This window comes from Pantoea sp. Z09 (genome assembly GCF_022394795.1).
Taxonomy (GTDB): domain Bacteria; phylum Pseudomonadota; class Gammaproteobacteria; order Enterobacterales; family Enterobacteriaceae; genus Pantoea; species Pantoea latae.
Genome location: NZ_CP092373.1, coordinates 2,782,448 through 2,799,137 on the forward strand (window position 1 = coordinate 2,782,448; position 16,690 = coordinate 2,799,137).

A 16,690-nucleotide genomic window follows, 5' to 3' on the forward strand; every position below is an offset into this window, starting at 1 on the left:
TTCAGGAGGCGCCTGCTGCGCCGATGATTTATTCAGCAAATAGTGCTTGAATTTGATACTAATTCGGGAATACTTATCTGAACAATCATTAATTTGTTACTGAACAAAGTATTTTCTTATGACGCAAACGGTCGATCTAATCTGGTTAAGCGAGCACATCGCCGAGCGTTCAGTAAAGGGGATAGCACTGGCCGCCTCTACGCTGATCCGCGAGGGAAAAATTGCGGTGGGCATGCAGATGCCGGCGGTGCGCGATCTGGCGGAACAGCTGGGCGTCAGTCCGGCAACCGTCTCGGCCGCCTGGGCGCAGCTAAAAAAGCAGAAGGTGCTGGCGGGCAAAGGGCGCGGCGGCGTCTGGGTGTCCGGCAATACGGTCATGCCGCGCCCTATCCGCTTTGAGAAAATCGGCAACTACGGCGATAACATTCGCGCCGACCTGGCAATGGCCGCGCCCGATCCCACGCTGCTGCCCGATCTGCAGCCCGCCCTGCAGGCCGCGCTGCGCTCTCCTCACCTCAATAGCTATCTGCGCGAGGCGATTTCGCCGCTGCTGCTGGCGGCGATTCAGCCGCGCTGGCCCTATGCCGCCGAAGCCTTTCTGGCGACGGACGGCGGCTTTGACGCCATGAATCTGGTGGTGCAGACGCTGGTTTCCCCCGGCGATCGGGTAGTAATTGAAGATCCCACCGCGACGCGGCTGCTGGATATGCTGGATAACGTGGGCGCGGAGATCCTGCCGCTGGCGTGTGACGAGGAGGGACCGCTGCCAGAGATGCTCGCCGCGCTGCTGCAAAAGTCGCCGGTGATGGTGATCTACCAGCCGCGCACCCACTCCGCGACCGGCAACAGCATTAGCGCGGCGCGTCAGGCCGCGCTGGCGGAGACGCTGGCACAGAGCACCACGCTGATTGTCGAGGATGACGGCATCGGCGATCTCTCTGCGGCGCCCGCCTGGAGTCTCGGCAGGCTTTTTCCCGAGCGCACGCTCCACGTCCGCTCGTTTTCCAAAGCCTATGGCCCCGATCTGCGTCTGGCGGTGCTTTCTGCCACCGCCGAGATGGTGAGGCGCATTCAGGCGTGGCGCAATTTTGGCGTCAGCTGGACCAGTCGGATTTTGCAGGATAGCGTCGCCTGGCTATTGCAGGATGTCGCCACGCAGGAGAAGGTGGTGGCCGCGCGCGCTATCTATCGACAGCGGCGCGAAAAGATGCTGACGGCGCTGGCGGCGCACGGCCTGACCCTGCCGCTGCGCGACGGGCTGAGCATCTGCATTCCGGTTGCGTCGGAGCAGTACGCCATGATCACCCTGGCGGCGCGCGGCATCGCTGTCCTGCCGGGCGAGCGCTGTCGGCTGGGGCCAACGCAGTTTATTCGCGTCAGTATCGCCTGCCTACAGGAGACGCAGCTGGAGATGCTGGCCAGCGCGCTGGCTATCGCCTCCGGGCGCGAGGCCAGGCTCAGCTCAGATCTTTGATGTGATAGCGCGGCGACTCGACGTAGCCTTCGCGCTGGTAGAACTGGTTCGCCTTTAGCCGCGAGGCGTGGCAGTGCACTTCCATCCGGTCGCATCCGCGCTGCGCCGCCATCGCTTCGGCATGTTGCAACAGCTGCTGGCCGACCCCTTTGCTGCGTTCTCCTTCAGCGATGCAAAAATAGCTGATGCGGGCAAAGTCACCCGCCAGCGCCAGCTGCGGGATAAAATGCATCGACAGAAATCCCAGCACCTGGGTGCCGTGCTCCGCCACCAGCAGCATCTCATCGGGATCGCTGCTGAGCTGCGCCAGACGTTTGCCAATAAAGCTTTCGGTGCCGCCGTAGCCTAATTCCGCCAGCAACGCGCTGAGCGCAAAGCTGTCTTTCGCCTGTGCCTGCCTTATGTTCATCCCGCCTCCTGAAGAAGATTATGCTGCCGCTCTGTTATATAGCGTCGCCGGGAAAAAAGCTGCAAGTAAGGGTTGTTATAATAATGTTACGAGGCTTTTATGTGACTGACGCCGCAGATTGAAGCAGGTCATCAATTCGTCATCGGAAACTAAGGCGGCGTTAATCTTCGTCTGTAAAGCTGGGATGACCGCATCAGGTCGAGGAGAGTGAAATGAACGTTGTGATCCCACGCAGCATAGAGGAAGCCGTGGCGCTGATGCTGGCGTTAGGCAGCGTGGTCGGCGGGTGTTACACCTTTTTCCAGCCATAAAAAAACCCGCCATGCGGCGGGTTTTTGAAATTCTGACTGTTAACTTACAGGCTGATAACGTTAGCAGCAGATGGGCCTTTAGCGCCTTCGGTGATTTCAAACTCAACGCGCTGGCCTTCAGCCAGGGTTTTGAAACCGTTGCTCTGGATAGCAGAGAAGTGTACGAACACGTCTTTGCTGCCATCTTCTGGAGTAATGAAACCGAATCCTTTAGATTCATTAAACCACTTAACGTTACCTTTGATCTTGGACATCTATATTACCTTTACATGAAAAATGGACACTAAACTGTGTCGGCGTCTAGTACAGCAATTGCGGTGACATTTGTCCAGCGCCAATTGAATAAAAAGTGATAAATCTCCCCTTTTTTACGCTTCCTTACCCCTGACCTTCACGGCACCGGGCTAAAACTGAAAGCGCATCCAGGCGAAGTAGACGTTGCCGTTGTTATGCGTGCCGGGAATATAGGTCATCTGGAAGTTTACTGGCCCGTATCCCACCGACGCCAGCGGCAGTAGCGCGGGCACGGGAACGTAACTCCAGTTATGGCGCGCCGTGACCCCAGCGGTGTAGCCGGCACCAAGGTGAAAACGCTGGTCGCTCAGCGGACGCCAGGTTGCCTCCCAGCCGTAACCGCCAAAGGGCTCCCACTTATTAAACGAATCTTTAAACGCCATCAGGTAGAGGCCGTGCCAGTTGCCCTTGTCGTCATAGCGCGAGATACCGCCGCCGGCGCCCCAGGGACGCTCGTTGTAGCGATTGATATGCTCGTCGTCGTAGGTCCAGCGGTTATGCCAGGTGATAGCGGGCAGATAAAAATCTTTATGCTGCGGCTGCTGCCAGGTTTGCTGCACGTTATCGCTGAAGGTCTGCCAGCCGTTTTGCAGATGGTCGCTTAGCGTCGCAGCCTGCGCGGAGCAGGTGAGAACAAGCGCGGAGCACGCTCCGGCAAGGGCGCTCAGAGTTTTCCGGTTCACAACAGTTTTCCTGTACTGATCGACGGCGGTCAGACCGGCTCGCTCCTTAAAGGTCGCGCCTGTCGGGTTAAGAAAAATCCTATATATTGAGCGTTATTATGCCCACCCCAACTAAAACGGTGCTAAAACGAGCGGGTAAAATGCTGGATTTTCTTAGGCAGGCAGTCATAACCTCCAGCTGTAAAGGATTCAGCCTGGTCGATGCTGTCGCTGGCCCAGATGCAAGTCTGCTTCCAGCCGCAAACCATCACCCTGCGCAATTAACAAGAAATAGATGAGTAAAGCCAAACGGTAACGCGCATTAATTGTTTAGGATTTTTGATAAATTTTATGGAGGGATTTGTTAGAATGCCTGCTGTTCGTTTCGGGCAAGGAGAGCATACACATGGTGATGAAAATTCGCTGTACCGCCTGCGGCAGCGCAAAGTTTACGTTTACCCATGAACCTTCATCAGACGCAGACTTTCACGGCGCGCGCTGCGCCAGCTGTCATAAAAAGCTCACAGCGCGGGATCTGTTGCCGAATACGCCGCTTGATCCCATAACCCGCTGTCTGGTTTCGCGTGTGAAGAAGGAGACGAATAAGGGCACCTGAGCGGTGCCCCTGTTAATTCAGAAGATGAGCTTAAATACCCCAGTCAGCGTCAGTAACCCTACGATGAAAATGATGGCGATAATCCACAAAATTATTTTCATATCCTTGTTCCTCTGCCAGTAAAAAAACGTTTCAGGATAAGAGTATAGCTTATCGCTGCGTTTTTGCCGGTGCCCGTTCCTCTCCGCTGTGATCCGCGGCTGCGCTCTGAGGCCGATGCAATTTCTGCGACGCCGGTCGCAGCTGTTGTTTTTTTAACCGCCTTGCGCTTCGTTTCTCCCCTTGTTGCTCGCTAAACTTTTAGCGGCAAAGGTAGGCCTCTGCGCGTACCAACGTAAGACGAGTAATAAGGAGAGATTATGAGCACAATAAATACCAGTATGGGACGCTACAGCCTTAAGGCGAAAAATGCTGGCGATCACATCAAAGGCTCTTTCGCTATCAACGATGAAGGCGGTTCACAGCTCACCATGCAAGAGTTCGACGAGCACTACCTTGATGATGTCGTCAACAATGTGATCTACCCCGTCACCGGCGGTAATCGCGAAATTACCCGCGCGCTGCGCGAGCAAATGGTCAAAGCCGGCTTTGAACAGCCGCATTAACCCCTGCATTGGGCCACGCATTGTGGCCCTTCTCGCTTTTTGACATCCGCGCTTGCCGTGGCGGTTTTTTAGCCGCAGGATGCCGTGTGCCCTCAAAAAGGAGAAGAGCAAGATGAGTGAACTCACCCATATTCACCCCACGCAGCTGCATGCGTTCGTGCAGGCGATATGGCTGCACGCCGGCAGCAATGCTGATGAGGCGCGCCTGGTGGCAGATCACCTGGTGGCGGCCAATCTGGCCGGACACGACTCCCACGGCGTCGGCATGATCCCCAGCTACATGACCTCGTTTAGCCAGGGGCATCTGCAGCTTAATCAGCATCCGGTGCTGGAAAAAGACGCCGGCGCGGTGCTGACCTTTCACGCCCGTGGCGGATTTGGTCAGGTGGCCGCGTTCGAGGCGATGCAGCAAGGCATCGCGCGCGCCCGGCAGACCGGTATTGCGGCGGTCGGCCTGCATCACTCGCACCATATTGGCCGTATCGGCCACTGGGCCGAACAGTGCGCGGCGGCGGGATTTATCTCTTTTCACTTCGTTAACGTGATGGGCGATCCGATGGTGGCGCCGTTCGGCGGCAGCGACCGTCGTTTCGGCACTAATCCCTTCTGCGCCATCTTTCCGCGCCGCCAGGGCAAACCGCTATTGCTTGATTTCGCCACCAGCGGCATCGCCTTCGGCAAAACACGCGTCGCCTGGAACAAAGGGGTCGATGTGCCGCCGGGTTATCTTATCGATCATCAGGGACAGCCGACGCAGCATCCTGGCGTGATGCATGAAGCGCCCTACGGCTCACTGCTGCCGTTTGGCCTGCACAAAGGCTACGCGCTGGCGACGATGTGCGAAATCCTCGGCGGCGCCCTCTCTGGCGGCCGCACCACCCACGAAGAGACGGTACTCGCCAGCCATGACGCCATCTATAACTGCATGACCACCATTATCCTCAACCCGGAGGCGTTCAACGCGCCGGCGATGCAGGAGGAAGCAGAGGCTTTTCTGGACTGGGTAAAGCGATCGCCCCAGAGCGGCAGCGAGCCGATTCAGGTGCCGGGAGAATGGGAAGAGATGAACCGCGCGCTGCGCCAACGCGAAGGGATCCCGCTGGACGCCAACAGCTGGCGGCAAATCTGCCTGGCGGCGACGCAGGCGGGCATGCCCGAAGAGGAGCTGGCCGCGTTTCGCGCGCAGGCCAGCTGACATCCGCCGCCGGGCAGCGCGCCCGGCGGCATGGGTTAAATCACGTACGACAGCAGCATACAGCCCACCAGCCCGCACACCGAGATAATGGTCTCCAGCGCCGACCAGGAGCGAATGGTTTCGCCGATGGTGAGGTTAAAATACTCTTTAAACAGCCAGAAGCCCGGATCGTTAACGTGGGAGAAGATCACGCTGCCCGAGCCCACTGCAATCACCATCAATTCTGGGCTGGCGCCGCTGCTGGCAATCAGGGGCGCGACGATGCCGCCCGCCGTAATCGCCGCCACGGTGGCGGAACCCAGCGCAATGCGCAGCACAGCGGCGATTGACCAGGCCATAAAGATCGGCGAGACGTTGCTCTCCTGCATCATCGCGGCGATATATTTATCGACGCCGCTGTCCACCAGCACCTGCTTAAACGCCCCGCCGCCGCCGATAATCAGCAGCATCATGGCGATGATTTTTATCGAGTCGGTAATGGTGCCCATCACCTCATCCATGGTGCGCCCGCGATTCAGGCCAAAGGTAAAGATGGCGATCAGCACCGAAATCAGCGTCGCCATCACCGGATCGCCGAAAAACTCCGCGTAAGGCAGCAGCGCGTGCCCTTTCGGCAGCACCATTTCCGCCAGCGCGCGCAGCGCCATCAGCACCACCGGCACCAGCGCGGTCCAGACGCTGACGCCGAAGCCCGGCATCTCTTCTTCGCTAAAGGTTTTTGGGTTATAGAGCCCCTGCGGGATCGGTTTATCGATTTTTTTCAGGAAGCGGGCGTAAACCGGTCCGGCGAGGATCACCGTCGGAATACCGAGCAGCGTGCCCCACAGCAGGGTTTTGCCCATATCGGCGTTGAACAGCGTCGCAATCGCCGTTGGGCCGGGATGCGGCGGCAGAAAGCCGTGCGTCACCGACAGCGCGGCCGCCATCGGCACGCCGACGTAGAGCAGCGGCACGCGCGCCGAGGCGGCGACGCTGAACACCAGCGGCAGCATCAGCACAAAACCGACCTCGTAAAATAGCGCGAAACCGACGGTAAAACCGGTCAGCACCAGCGCCCACTGGATATATTCCTTGCCGAACTTGTCAATCAGCGTGGTGGCGATGCGCTGCGCGCCGCCGCAGTCCGCCAGCAGCTTGCCGAGCATGGCGCCGAATCCCATGATCAGCGCCAGGCTGCCGAGCGTGCCGCCCACGCCGTTCTTAATCGAGAGAATAACTTTATTGACCGGCATGCCCTGCATCATGCCGACCACCAGCGCCACCAGTATCAGCGCGATGAATCCATTGAGTTTGAAGCGAATCATCAGCAGCAGCAGCAACGCCACGCCGATCGCCACAATAAGTAATGGCATAGGTGTTCTCCAGCTTGCAGACCGGCCAGCGGCCAGCAGCGTGTTGTTATCGTGGGTCCGAAACGGACGTTGGGTACAGCATCGGAAAAACGGGTTAACAGTCGGACACAACCTGTTACCAGTAACATGTTAAGGGTAACATCGTCAGGAAAGCACCTCCTCGCCTGCGCTGAATTTCTGTTTTGCGAAGGTGATCAACTTTTCATCGCCCTGTTACAGGAAAGTTTGTCGCGGTTGCGCTTCCGCTTTTGGTTACACTCCTGTTTTCCCTTTTTACATAAGGATGTCGCGGTGAGTGAGAATCTGATCGAGCTGTACAGTAATCAACGAACCCTTTCTGGACGCGGCAGCATCCGTCAGCTGGTGCCGCTGCTGCGCGCCGATCCTCAGCCCACGCTGCTGTTTTGCGGGCGTTCGTTTTTAAACGGGCCTGTCTATGCACAGCTGAAAAGCGACCTGAACGATCTTATTATTGGTTATGAAATCGTCGCGCATGAAGCGTCACCGGCTGAGATTGACGCCTGGGTCACACGCTGGCGCGGCCATGTCGATCGTGTGGTGGCGATCGGCGGCGGCAGCGTGCTGGATGGCGCCAAAGCCTTTAGCGCCATGATGCAGCATCCGCTGCCGACGGCGCGCTATCTGGAAAAAGTCGGCGATACGCCGGTGCAGGCGGTGACGCTGCCGCTGATCGCCGTGCCGACCACGGCGGGCACCGGCAGCGAAGCCACGCAGAACGCCGTGGTGACCGATCAGCTCGACATCAAAGTGAAGGCGTCGCTGCGCCATCCGGTATTTGTGCCGCAGGTGGCGATTCTGGATGCGGATCTGCTGAAAGGCGCACCTGATAAGGTGCTGGCAACCTGCGGCATCGACGCCTTTACCCATCTTTTTGAGGCCTATCTCTCCAGCAAAGGCAATCTGTTTAGCCGTGAGCTGGCGCTGACCGGGCTGCGTCAGTTTGTGCAGGCGTGGCCTGCGCTGAACCGCACTGATGCGCAGGGCGACGCGGCGCGCGAGGCGATGATGCTCGCCTCCTGGCTCGGCGGCGTCTGTCTGAGCAGCGCCGGGCTGGGCGTCATTCACGGCCTCGCAGGAGAGCTGGGCGCGATCAAACCCTATCACCACGGCGAAGTGTGCGGCCGCCTGCTGTTTCCGTTCCTCGAGCAGCTGGCGGAGAGCCGCGATGCGCAGCAGCAGCAGCTGATGCAGGCGTTGCACCAGCAGCTGTTCGCCACGCCGGACGCGCAGCCGGCGCGCTTCCTGAAAAGCTGGCTACAGCAGCAGGCGATCGTCCCTTTCTGGCAGGAGACGCAAACCCTGAGCGAGGCGGATGTCGAATGGATTCTGGCGCGCGCCAACAGTAAAAATTCGCTGGTGAGCTATAGCCAGCAGGCGATGCGCGCAATGCTGACCCAGGCGTGGCAGGTTACACCCTAGCTCGCCAGCGCGGCGTTCAGGCAAACGGCGGTTCGCCCGCCAGCATCGCCTCAATCACCTGCAGCACGCCCGCGTCGTTGTTGGCGGGCGCAGCGTAGCGCGCCGCCGCTTTGACTCGCTGCGGCGCGTTCGCCATCGCAAAGCTAAAGCCAGACTGTTTCAGCATTTCCAGGTCGTTGCCGCCGTCGCCGAACGCCAGCACCTGCTGATGATCGATGCCCCAGCGCTGCGCCAGAATATTCAGCCCGTTGGCTTTATGATGGCCCGGCACAATCAGATCCACCGAGCCGTGTCCGCTGGAGGTGGCCGCCGCCGCGCCCGCATGCAGACGCTGAATATCCGCCATCAGCGGCTCGACGTAGTCGTCGGAGAGATTAAGCGCGAATTTAAACAGCCGGTCGTCGCCGGTCTCTTCCAGCGTGTTAATCGCCTTTAACCGATGGCAGTAGTGACGCATTTTTTTCAGCCACTGCTCCTCAACGGCGCCACTAAAGTAGTAGGCGCTTTCCCGTCCGCACAGAATATAACGCAGCCCGGGATAGTGGCCGTTTTGCAGCGTATCGAGCACCGCATTGACGTCCGTGCGGGAAAAGGCGCCGCAAAACAGCTCCTGCTCGCCGTCCAGCACCCAGGCGCCATTCTCTGCCACAAAGGCGATGTCGCTGGCGAGGGTCGGAAAGAACGATTTCAGCTGGTAGTACTGATTGCCGCTGGCGACGACGAATTTAATGCCGCGCGCCTTCATCTCTGCATAGCAACGCATGAAGCGCGGCCGATCGTACTGCTTCTGGTCATCAAGGAAGGTGCCGTCCATATCAACCGCCACCATTTTTACCACTGTCATTGCGACTCCTTATCAGGCGAAAGGAAAGAAGCAAAGCATAGCCTGGGGAGCGTGAAAAAAAGAGGAACAGGCGCGCATCGGCGCAGCCGGTTTTTATCAGGAAGAAGAGAGAAAGGGGCGGCCTGCGCCGCCCCGGAGGCTGGTTTAGTTAAAGGCGTTGCTGAGGATCAGCGAGGTGATCACACCGGTAGCGGCGGCAATCAGCACGTAGTTACCGTCGATATAGGACCAGTATTCGCCGCGCGGCGGCTCTGGCAGGCGGCGAGCGCGCCAGTCATCTACCCGATAGTGCGGGCCGCGATATTCCGGCGGCATCGGATGACCGCGACGGAAGTCATGGCCGTTCCAGGCAAAATGATCGCGGCCGCGATCGTCATGGCGATCGCCGCGCGGGCCGCCGGCGAAGCGGTCACGATCCGGTCCATGGCCCTGCGGACCGCGACCGCGGTCGTCGTGACGATCGTCATGGCGATCGCCGCCATGCTGCTGCCACGGCTGGCCGTGATGATCGCCCGGGCCATCAGCCCAGGAGACGGTGGAAATCAGTGAGCTGCATGCAATAAAAGTCGCGATAACGCGTAATGTTGTTTTTTTCATCATAACCTCCAGTAGCAACAGCGAGAGTCGCGCCGTTAAGATGTACTATCGGTGATATGGGGGGCGCTCCGCATCTCCTAAACTCTTAAAAATCGGTAACTTACAGACTATTACTCTGCTTAGCGCTTCCTTAACACTCGGCAGAAATTGTGGAGAGAGCTGGATCTGAATATGGCAGCGGCAAAAAAAAACGAAAATGCCGGTTCGGGAGGCGAGACGAGACGAGGTTATTAAAACGGGCCGGTTACAGAGTGGCGTAGAAATGAAAAACCCGACCGTAAACGATCGGGGGAATAGGATTCCTTAATACCGAATACCGGCTAATCCTTGCCAAATCAAGGAAAAAAACTAGAGAACACAACACCACATCACCAGTGTTGAGCGGCTATCTTAACACTGATAATTCTGTTTGGGCATAATTAATGGCGCAGATTAGGATATTTCTCTATTAGTCAGTTTACACCAGAGGTTAATTTTCAGCGTGAATGAACAAAGCGGATAAATATCCACGTACGCAGCAGCGCATGCGCATTTTACAGGTCTGGGGTCTGACCAGACTGGTGAATTAATTATTTTCGCTATTAATATGCCTGCTAAATATTTCAGCGCTAAAAGAGTGTAACGATTCGGCGCCTAGACGGCGTCACATCTGGGCTGATATGCGCTACGCCGCGAAAAAAAACCCCGCATTTACCCGCCTCTTTTCGCTTTCTTTACGTTTTTTCGCGGGCTTTTCAGGTTATGACGTTAACTTCTTGCGCCCGCGAAAATATAATAACAATCTGAATAGTTAAGGCACGAAGAAAAAAAGACCTTAATCGCCCTGCTTGGTGCTTAAATAGTAGCGTCGCCCTGGATTAAATGCTGAGGCAGCTCGTCAATTTCCAGCGCAGGAAAATAGTAGCCCTGCAGCCCGTAAAGCGGAATATGTTCCAGCGCCGCCAAATCTTCTTTATTTTCTACTCCTTCAACAATAATTTTCGGACAGTAGCGCTGAATATTCGCCATCAGCACGGGAAAAATAGATTTCTCTTTTTGTTCCCAGAAAAAGCGTTTGTCCATTTTCACCGCGTCGAACAGGCCGGTATAAAGCGCGTCCAGATTGGCGAAGCCGGTGCCGAGATCGTCGAGGAAAAAGTGCATGCCGCGCGCCTTGAGCTGCTGCAGCGCCTGACGCGCCTCAACATCGTGCGAAAAATCGATATTCTCGGACACCTCCAGCCGCAGCACGCTGGCGATGCTGAACAGCCAGCTCAGCTGCGCATCCTCTTCCACCATGCGCACCATATCGCGATCGATATTAATACTGACGAATAAGCCCCGCTGCTCCAGCAGCGCGACGGCCGGCGACAGCGCGTTCAGCTGCTCAAACAGCAGATCGCGCTTCTCGCTGAAGGGCATATTTTCAATCACCATAAAAGGGTTGCGCGATTTACCCGCCACCGACGTATAGCGTGTCAGCAGTTCAAAACCGACAAAGCCGCCGGTTGGAGAGATCACCGGCTCAAGGATAAATTTTTTGTTCAGCGTGGAGGCCAACGTATGTGGAGTCATAAACACCTCGGGCAAAGCCCAAATGGCAGCACGCTGGCGTCGGAAAAGCGTCATCTTTTCTGGCGGCACGCCGCGCTGCCCAAATTAATAGTCTGTATTTGCACTCCCTGTTGCCTGGTTTATTACGCCCGGTGCGAAATAAACGCGCGGATTTCACCACGTTTTCGGGTTTTGGCAAGCTTTTTCGCTAGTGGCGTTAGAACGCGGGAAAAAAGATCGGAATCAAAATAAAAAGCAGCTGGTTTAAGAGTAGCGAAAGATGGCGCGGTGAAAAGGTAAATTAACCGCGCGTTTTGTCAACGCGCGGCCAGCGGGTTCAGGGATAGCTCAGGGTCACGGGCGCGTCCGGCAGACGGGTAAAGTGCGTCACGATAGTATGGAAGTCAGCGGTGGGATCCAGCCGGGCGAACGTTTGCGGGTAGAGATCTTTCGCCAGGATCTCCATCCCGATGATGTTATAGGGATGGTTATAGAAATGGTGGTAGACGCCATAGACGCGGCCCTTCTCTACCGGCGCGATCTGCCTAAGGCCGGTGCGGTTGAGCAGACCGCTAAAGGTGGCCGACAGCGCCTGGGCGGGAATGTTATAGCCGAACGGCAGCACGCCTGCATTCGGCCGCTTTGAGCCGGTCATAATGTAGACGTCTGGCTTCATGGCGATAATCTTCTCCAGCGAGACGAAGCCCGCATTGCCCGGCAGCAGCGCGGATCCGATATTCTTTCCGCCCACCGCTTCCACCAGCCCGCCCCAGCCGTTGTGGCCGTGGGTAAAGCAGCAGTTATCGCTGTTGCCGGCGATCGGTTCGATAAACACCGTCGGCTTCTGCGCCACCTGCGCGATGGCCGCATCAAGCTGCTGTAAACGCTGCTGATAGAAGGCGGTGTAGTCACTCGCCTCTTGCTCGCGGTTCAGCACCTTGCCCAGCAGCGCCACGCTGCGCGCGGTGTTCTCTTTCGGATGCAGCTCATAATCGATAAACAGCACCGGAATATGCAGCCCCTTTAGCGTCTCCAGCACGCCGGACTGCTGCAGCGCCGACTTTGCGCGCAGCTGCGCGATCATCAGGTCCGGCTTCTGCGCCAGCACGCTCTCAAGATTGACCTGCCCCTGATCGTTGAACCCCATATCAACGATGTTCGCCGCCTGCGGCCAGCGCTGCTTCAGCAGATCCCAGGTCTGGGTGTCCTGCTTTTTCGGCAGATTGTTCCAGGCGACGACGCGCTGAAAGGGATTGTCGCGATCCAGCAGCGCCAGCGCCAGCACGTCGCGGCCATCCTGCAGGATCAGATGCTGCGGCTCGTGGTCGAGTCGGATAACGTTGCCGTCCAAATCGGTGACCTGCAGCGGGTATTGCGTGGCACCGCACGCCGTCGACAGCAGCAGCCCAGCCAGCAAAAGCGTTTTTTTCATGCGAGGGATCTCAGGTAACTAATACGTATTCTCAACAACGGTAGCACGCGGCCAGCAAAGAAAACCAAACAAAAGCTAAACGGCCCGCGCTTAACGGGCCGTCAGGCTTAGCTGACCAGAGAGTAGAAAATGGCGGAGATTGCCACCAGCCCAATCAGCACCACAAACAGATTACTGAGCTGCCCGCTGTATTTGCGCATCGCGGGCACTTTATGAATGGCGTACATCGGCATCAGAAACAGAATAATGGCGATGACCGGCCCGCCCAGGGTTTCGATCATATCGAGAATGCCGGGGTTCCAGCTCGCCACCAGCCAGGTGCTGAGCAGCATAAACAGCGCCGTGGCGCGGTTCAGCGTGGCTGGCGCCAGGGTTTTGCCGCGGCTGTGCAGCATTTTATTCACCAGCCCGTTAAAGCCTTCGCGCGCGCCAAGATAGTGGCCGAGGAACGATTTGGTGATGGCGACAATGGCGATCAGCGGGCCGAGCCAGGCGATAACCGGCACCTGAAAGTGGTTGGCGAGATAAGAGAGAATCGAGATGTTCTGCGCCTTCGCCGCCGCCAGGTCCGCAGGCGACAGGCTAAGCACGCAGCTAAAGACAAAGAACATTACCGTCGCCACCATCAGCAGGTGGGAACAGGCCAAAATGCGCGAGCATTTCCGCTCCGCGTCGTCGCCATACTCCGCGCGCTTCGCCACGGCGAAAGAGGAGATAATCGGCGAATGGTTAAACGAGAACACCATCACCGGGATCGCCAGCCACAGCGTCATCCACAGCCCTTTGCCGCCGCCGTCGGGGTGCAGAGACAGGGTATGCAACGCCGCGCCGTGCCAGTGCGGGATCAGGTACACCGCCAGCAGCATCAGCACCGCGACAAACGGGAAAACGAGGATACTCATCGCCCTGACGATCATCTGTTCGCCGAAGCGCACCACCGTCATCAGGCCGATAATCAGCATCAGCGACAGCAGCACGCGCGGCGGCGCGACCAGCCCCAACTGATGGGTAATAAAGCTCTCTACCGTGTTGGTGATCGCCACGCTGTACATCAGCAGAATAGGAAAGATGGCGAAGAAGTAGAGCAGCGTAATGATTTTGCCGGCGCCCGCGCCGAAGTGCTCCTCGACCACATCGGTGATATCGCCGCCTGCCTGCTTGCCGGAGAGCACGAAGCGCGTCAGCGCGCGATGGGAATAATAGGTCAACGGAAAGGCGAGCAGCGCCATAACAAGCAGCGGCAGCAGTCCGCCGACGCCAGCATTAATCGGCAGAAACAGCACGCCTGCGCCGATAGCGGTGCCGTAGAGTCCCAGCATCCAGATGGTGTCGGTTTTGCGCCAGCCGCGTTCTGCTGGCGCCTCTGCGGCCGCGGTGAGCGTGCCGGTTTGCGTGGTTTTCATCTGCCCGTCCTGTCTTGATTACGTCAACGCCGTCGACGGTGAGGTGGCGTCGACGGCCAGATTGCCGCGCCGCCCTGCTTCGCCGCGAAGCGGCAGCGCGGAGTGACGGCCGCAGCAAAAATTCGCCTAACCGCAGCGGGTGTAAACGATTGCGCAGGATTTTTACACACCTTGACGACAGGCTTCAACCAGCATGCGTTAATCATGCATATTTCAGGCAAAATCCGTTATCGCAACGCAGCGCCGCCTTTGCCGCCCGCGGCTGGCTTAAATTTTTAAACGAAACCACGGTTCGGCATTACAAACCTCGTCGGGCGTTCTATAGTTCATCCGCAACACTTAACCCTGAGGCTTATGCATGCGTGTTAAAGGATTAAAACTCGGTTTCTTTATCCTGATCCTGGCGATAGTCACCGTGGCGTTTTTCGATGTGCTGGCGCCCTACTTCTCGCCTATTTTGTGGGCTGCCATTCTGGCGGTGATTTTTGCGCCACTGAAAACCTGGCTACGCCACAAGATGGGCGATCGCAACGGCCTGGCGTCGCTGGTGACGCTGCTGATTATCTGCCTGATCGTCTTTACGCCGCTGGCGATTATCGCCTCGTCGCTGGTGGTCGAGATCAACACCGTTTATCTCAAGCTGCAGACTAATTCGGCGCAGTTCCCGACGGTATTCGCCGATCTGCTGCAGCATCTGCCTGGCTGGCTGCGCAGCTTCCTCTCCGAGCATCAGCTGAATAACGCGACGCAGATCCAGCAGAAGCTCTCTTCTTTCGCGCTGAAAGGCGGTCAGTACATGGCGGGCAGCGTCTTCCTGATCGGCAAAGGGACCTTTACCTTTACCGTCGGCTTCGGCGTTATGCTCTACCTGCTCTTTTTCCTGCTGAAAGATGGCTCTTACCTGGTGCATCTCATCCTGGAGGCGCTGCCGCTCTCGACCTACGTCAAGCATCACCTGTTTATGAAGTTCGCCGCCGTCTCGCGCGCCACGGTGAAAGGCACGGTGGTGGTGGCGCTGGTGCAGGGCATTCTCGGCGGGCTGGCGTTCTGGTTCGTGGATATCGACGGCAGCCTGCTGTGGGGCGCGCTGATGGCCTTCCTGTCGCTGATCCCGGCGGTGGGTTCGGCGATTATCTGGGTGCCAGCGGCGGTATTTTTCTTCGCCACCGGCGCGCTGTGGAAAGGGCTATTCCTTGTCGGCTTCTTTGTGGTGATCGTCGGGCTGGTGGACAATATTCTGCGTCCGCTGCTGGTGGGCAAAGATACCAAGATGCCTGACTATCTGATCCTGATCGCCACCTTAGGCGGCATGGAGATCTACGGCATTAACGGTTTTGTGATTGGTCCGCTGATCGCCGCGCTGTTTATCGCCTGCTGGAACCTGCTGTCGGGCAAGGATAACCGCGATAATGTTGAAGAGATTGACGAAGAGTTTATCGAAGAAGGGAAAAAGCTGTCGGACGAGGCGGCGGTCGAGAAGTAGCGCAGGAAGCTGAATTCTCCTAAACGGCATTAATGCCTGCCCTCTCTCCCGCACTGGCATACTCAGGGCCGCGTAAGCGGCCCTGCTTATTAGTGAATCGCGTTGGTGTTACCATGCCAGTGGTTATAGAGGCGCAGCGCCGCCGGCTGAATCTCATCGGTGCTTTGCAGATAGGCGATCTCATCCATGCCGTCGAGTTTTTCCACCTCGTCGACGTCGCCATGCAGCGCAATCGCCTGCAGCGACGGCTGCAGCTCGGCAGGCAGCGCGGGCCACTCCGCCAGCGCCACGCCCGTCATATAGCCGAAACACCACTCTTCCACCACCAGCAGCTCGCGACCGTCCATCTCTCGGTAGCCGAACAACGGTTCAAACTGTTCCGGATAGCGGCTGAGGCGCTCGGCGATATCATTCATCATCTGCGCCGCCAGCGAATTAAAGCGCTGCTCGTCTGCCGGATCGTCCCACTCCGGCGCGGTTTCGCCCCAGATAACCGGCTTCAGCGCGTCCAGCGCCAGCGGCGACGGACTGGAGAGCGCGGCGGTGAAAAGACCGTCCAGCTCGCTGATGTCGATCAAGCCGTCTTCGCTGTCGTGCTCCATCAACACGTCTTCCATCCACTCGATTTCGTCTGCGTTCAGTGGGCCTGTAGCCATGGTAATTCCTCTTGTGGTGTGTCGAAGATGTGGGTGGTCGCGCTGCTGGGCTGACCCACGAGAAAGTTGGGTGAGAGAACAGAATCTCGGTAAGGCGTAAGTTTAGCTGCGGGTAGTGTGCCTGAGAGCGGCCGGGATGCCAACAAAACCCGCGCGCTATGAAGCCGGTCACGAATTTGATCAACGGCGGCGGCGCCTTGTCGCAGAGCTTTGGGCGCCGCGCGCCAGCCGTTGTCAGGGATCGCTGCATCCAGCGAGCAGATTGATGCGTGTTATGCATTAATCAATACGGAAATAGCACTTATTAACTGCGCCTTCCTGTTCCAGTCTTGCATCACAACAAAGTAATGAATCATTAACATTACGTATCAGCTGGAGCCTTTT

The 16,690-nt window shown here is 57.6% G+C and carries 15 protein-coding genes; 5 read left to right on the forward strand and 10 right to left on the reverse strand.

Going from position 1 to position 16,690, the window contains the following annotated elements; all coding sequences use genetic code 11:
• Positions 1-118: 118 nt before the first annotated feature.
• Positions 119-1,474, forward strand: a complete 1,356-nt coding sequence (locus tag MC269_RS13345; RefSeq protein WP_239952697.1) for an aminotransferase class I/II-fold pyridoxal phosphate-dependent enzyme — start codon at positions 119-121, stop codon at positions 1,472-1,474.
• On the opposite strand, the gene MC269_RS13350 is transcribed toward MC269_RS13345, so the two are convergent.
• The 3 genes from MC269_RS13350 to pagP form a co-directional block, all read right to left on the reverse strand.
• Positions 1,458-1,883, reverse strand: a complete 426-nt coding sequence (locus MC269_RS13350; protein ID WP_081139388.1) for a GNAT family N-acetyltransferase — start codon at positions 1,881-1,883, stop codon at positions 1,458-1,460. The genes MC269_RS13345 and MC269_RS13350 overlap by 17 nt on opposite strands.
• Positions 1,884-2,238: 355 nt before the next feature.
• The gene (cspE, locus tag MC269_RS13355; protein ID WP_033751857.1) at positions 2,239-2,448 is read right to left on the reverse strand and encodes a transcription antiterminator/RNA stability regulator CspE; all 210 of its coding nucleotides are present in this window, start codon (positions 2,446-2,448) and stop codon (positions 2,239-2,241) included.
• 150 nt (positions 2,449-2,598) lie between these two features.
• On the reverse strand, positions 2,599-3,171 hold the full coding sequence (gene pagP / locus MC269_RS13360) for a lipid IV(A) palmitoyltransferase PagP (protein ID WP_239952698.1): 573 nt from the start codon (positions 3,169-3,171) through the stop codon (positions 2,599-2,601).
• 954 nt (positions 3,172-4,125) lie between these two features.
• On the opposite strand from pagP, the gene MC269_RS13365 reads away from it, so the two are divergent.
• Entirely contained in the window at positions 4,126-4,371 is a 246-nt protein-coding gene (locus MC269_RS13365) for a hypothetical protein (RefSeq protein WP_081139385.1), read from the forward strand.
• 112 nt (positions 4,372-4,483) lie between these two features.
• Entirely contained in the window at positions 4,484-5,566 is a 1,083-nt protein-coding gene (locus MC269_RS13370; RefSeq protein ID WP_239952699.1) for a malate/lactate/ureidoglycolate dehydrogenase, read from the forward strand.
• 35 nt (positions 5,567-5,601) lie between these two features.
• Here MC269_RS13370 and gntT read toward each other — a convergent pair whose 3' ends face one another.
• A complete protein-coding gene (gene gntT / locus MC269_RS13375; protein WP_081139383.1) occupies positions 5,602-6,918 on the reverse strand; it encodes a gluconate transporter in 1,317 nt (438 codons plus the stop codon).
• 291 nt (positions 6,919-7,209) lie between these two features.
• Here gntT and MC269_RS13380 point away from each other — a divergent pair, with 291 nt between their 5' ends.
• Positions 7,210-8,358 carry an iron-containing alcohol dehydrogenase gene (locus MC269_RS13380; protein WP_239952700.1) on the forward strand — a complete coding sequence of 383 codons (1,149 nt, stop codon included), beginning with the start codon at positions 7,210-7,212 and terminating at the stop codon, positions 8,356-8,358.
• A gap of 16 nt (positions 8,359-8,374) precedes the next feature.
• Here MC269_RS13380 and MC269_RS13385 read toward each other — a convergent pair whose 3' ends face one another.
• The 5 genes from MC269_RS13385 to MC269_RS13405 all read right to left on the reverse strand — a co-directional run bounded on the left by MC269_RS13385 (position 8,375) and on the right by MC269_RS13405 (position 14,167).
• Positions 8,375-9,202: a Cof-type HAD-IIB family hydrolase gene (locus MC269_RS13385; RefSeq protein ID WP_239952701.1), complete on the reverse strand. Its 828-nt coding sequence runs from the start codon at positions 9,200-9,202 to the stop codon at positions 8,375-8,377.
• A 144-nt stretch (positions 9,203-9,346) separates the two neighbouring features.
• Positions 9,347-9,799, reverse strand: a complete 453-nt coding sequence (locus MC269_RS13390) for an RcnB family protein (RefSeq protein WP_081139380.1) — start codon at positions 9,797-9,799, stop codon at positions 9,347-9,349.
• Between the two features lie 834 nt (positions 9,800-10,633).
• The gene (locus MC269_RS13395) at positions 10,634-11,353 is read right to left on the reverse strand and encodes an EAL domain-containing protein (protein WP_239952702.1); all 720 of its coding nucleotides are present in this window, start codon (positions 11,351-11,353) and stop codon (positions 10,634-10,636) included.
• Positions 11,354-11,669: 316 nt separating this feature from the next.
• Positions 11,670-12,764, reverse strand: a complete 1,095-nt coding sequence (locus tag MC269_RS13400; RefSeq protein WP_239952703.1) for an ABC transporter substrate-binding protein — start codon at positions 12,762-12,764, stop codon at positions 11,670-11,672.
• Between the two features lie 107 nt (positions 12,765-12,871).
• Positions 12,872-14,167 (reverse strand): HAAAP family serine/threonine permease, encoded by a 1,296-nt coding sequence (locus MC269_RS13405; RefSeq protein WP_081139377.1) that lies wholly within the window; start codon positions 14,165-14,167, stop codon positions 12,872-12,874.
• 358 nt (positions 14,168-14,525) lie between these two features.
• On the opposite strand from MC269_RS13405, the gene MC269_RS13410 reads away from it, so the two are divergent.
• On the forward strand, positions 14,526-15,650 hold the full coding sequence (locus tag MC269_RS13410; RefSeq protein ID WP_239952704.1) for an AI-2E family transporter: 1,125 nt from the start codon (positions 14,526-14,528) through the stop codon (positions 15,648-15,650).
• 89 nt (positions 15,651-15,739) lie between these two features.
• Here the strand turns inward: MC269_RS13410 and MC269_RS13415 are convergent, their stop codons facing one another.
• A complete protein-coding gene (locus MC269_RS13415) occupies positions 15,740-16,306 on the reverse strand; it encodes a UPF0149 family protein (protein WP_239952705.1) in 567 nt (188 codons plus the stop codon).
• Positions 16,307-16,690 lie beyond the last annotated feature (384 nt).